The sequence below is a fragment of the Thermosynechococcus sp. genome (assembly GCF_046299635.1).
GTDB lineage: Bacteria > Cyanobacteriota > Cyanobacteriia > Thermosynechococcales > Thermosynechococcaceae > Thermosynechococcus.
The window spans coordinates 1-2,353 of sequence record NZ_JBKBHV010000048.1 but is presented as its reverse complement, the minus strand read 5'-3'; the positions used below and the strand labels follow the sequence as shown (position 1 = coordinate 2,353).

At 50.6% G+C, this 2,353-nt stretch carries 1 protein-coding gene and 1 CRISPR repeat array; the gene reads right to left on the bottom strand.

All coding sequences use genetic code 11. The features are described 5' to 3' along the window. Positions 1-41: 41 nt before the first annotated feature. Positions 42-1,929: direct repeats of the CRISPR family, unit length 36 nt; unit sequence GTTTCCATTGATTCGGCTGGGAGCAAGTCCCAGCAC. 277 nt (positions 1,930-2,206) lie between these two features. Further along, positions 2,207-2,347 carry a cytochrome c biogenesis protein CcdA gene (locus ACK4IR_RS12265; RefSeq protein ID WP_409874638.1) on the bottom strand — a complete coding sequence of 47 codons (141 nt, stop codon included), beginning with the start codon at positions 2,345-2,347 and terminating at the stop codon, positions 2,207-2,209. Positions 2,348-2,353: the final 6 nt, after the last annotated feature.

Sequence of the window (2,353 nt, the reverse complement as noted above, 5' to 3'; positions counted from 1 at the left end):
TGCCGACGAGCAAACCCCCATTGTGCTCATCCGACCCTGAGGTTTCCATTGATTCGGCTGGGAAAGGCTCCCAGCACGAATTGGCCGACGCAGAACCCTTCCTCAGCAGGGAGTTTCCATTGATTCGGCTGGGAGCAAGTCCCAGCACATTGAAAAACTCCTCAACGAGTCTTATCTCGTGGAGTTTCCATTGATTCGGCTGGGAGCAAGTCCCAGCACATGGAGCCAACGGGGATCTTCGATAACTACGACAGGTTTCCATTGATTCGGCTGGGAGCAAGTCCCAGCACTTTTTACCAAGTTTCGGGAGGGACAGAGAACGGTTGTTTCCATTGATTCGGCTGGGAGCAAGTCCCAGCACTCGTCAGACTTGCCGCAGTGAAAAAAGCGGAAAATGTTTCCATTGATTCGGCTGGGAGCAAGTCCCAGCACACCCCTGTCGATTTGTTGTATGAACTGGCATACGAGTTTCCATTGATTCGGCTGGGAGCAAGTCCCAGCACTCCTGTTTTCTCCAAACATTGAAGAATTTATCTACGTTTCCATTGATTCGGCTGGGAGCAAGTCCCAGCACCTGCAGAGCCTGTTGTACCTGCAGAGCCTACCCCTGAAGTTTCCATTGATTCGGCTGGGAGCAAGTCCCAGCACGCGGAGTTGCCGCAAATCCATCTACTCCTCCAAGGTTTCCATTGATTCGGCTGGGAGCAAGTCCCAGCACTTGATTTCTCTGGGCGTTATGCCCTTTTTCCTCCGCGTTTCCATTGATTCGGCTGGGAGCAAGTCCCAGCACCTGCTAACGGGCGATTAATTTGATACCACGGCGTCAGTTTCCATTGATTCGGCTGGGAGCAAGTCCCAGCACTAGCCGAAAAGTCTAGTTTACTTGCCTATGAGTGAGTTTCCATTGATTCGGCTGGGAGCAAGTCCCAGCACGGCAGAAGTGCGGGAGAGGGTTGCAAGCAACCCCGTTTCCATTGATTCGGCTGGGAGCAAGTCCCAGCACGCGCAAAGAGGCAGTTTATGCTTCTGCTCTCTTAAGTTTCCATTGATTCGGCTGGGAGCAAGTCCCAGCACATCTGAACAAGCAGTATTTTGGGTTTCTGGGCGAGGGTTTCCATTGATTCGGCTGGGAGCAAGTCCCAGCACGACCAGTGTTTGCAGGCAATGATGAAGTTATACAAGTTTCCATTGATTCGGCTGGGAGCAAGTCCCAGCACGTACGAACTCCCAAATCGCCTCCAGATTAGGAAGGTTTCCATTGATTCGGCTGGGAGCAAGTCCCAGCACGTTTTTTATTTTATGCATACTTCCCAACGAAACCCGTTTCCATTGATTCGGCTGGGAGCAAGTCCCAGCACAAGCAAGCAAGTCTAACAGCCCCCCTTTGTCAAGTTTCCATTGATTCGGCTGGGAGCAAGTCCCAGCACAGCCAGAGGTATTCCGCAGATTATTACATTTGAGTTTCCATTGATTCGGCTGGGAGCAAGTCCCAGCACACCATAAAAACAAATCTGAAGTAGGCGGCCTGAATTCGTTTCCATTGATTCGGCTGGGAGCAAGTCCCAGCACCTTCTAACCTACAACAGAAATCGTGTAACTGAAAGTTTCCATTGATTCGGCTGGGAGCAAGTCCCAGCACGAGCTATATCTAGAAATGCTCGGCCTTTTGGGATCGTTTCCATTGATTCGGCTGGGAGCAAGTCCCAGCACCTGGAAGGGTGTTTTGTTCTAAATCTCCCCATGAGTTCGTTTCCATTGATTCGGCTGGGAGCAAGTCCCAGCACTCGCCGTTGGTTCGATGCCTTTGATCGAATCGAACGTTTCCATTGATTCGGCTGGGAGCAAGTCCCAGCACGTAGAAGCAACAATTGCAAGTAATTGGTCGGAGAAAGCGTTTCCATTGATTCGGCTGGGAGCAAGTCCCAGCACTCCGCCCCTCTGAAAGGTGCTCTAGAAGCACTATAGCACAGATCATTTTCAAGCACCTAGAGGAGATGATTTTTTTGTTTGTGTAAAATTTTTAGATCGGCGGTGGTATGGTTGGCCAAACTCTCTTTGGAAGCCTGTTTCGGGAAAATTCAAGCACCTCTAAATCTGTTAGAAATTCCTCAAAGCCTTGAGGAGAGAAGATTTGAGAAAATTGCCAAGCTGAGAGAATATTTTTGTCCAGAGGTGCTTGCAAAAAAAATCCGAAGGCGCGCGATCGCTACAACCGAATGGCCAACGCAATGACCCCAAAGGCAATCAGAAATACGCCGCTCAACGTCGTGATCCAGCGTGACCACCGCCGCAGCGCCAGTAGCTTTTGCAATGCCCCACTAAACACCCCCACCAAGATCAGGGGCACCACGTA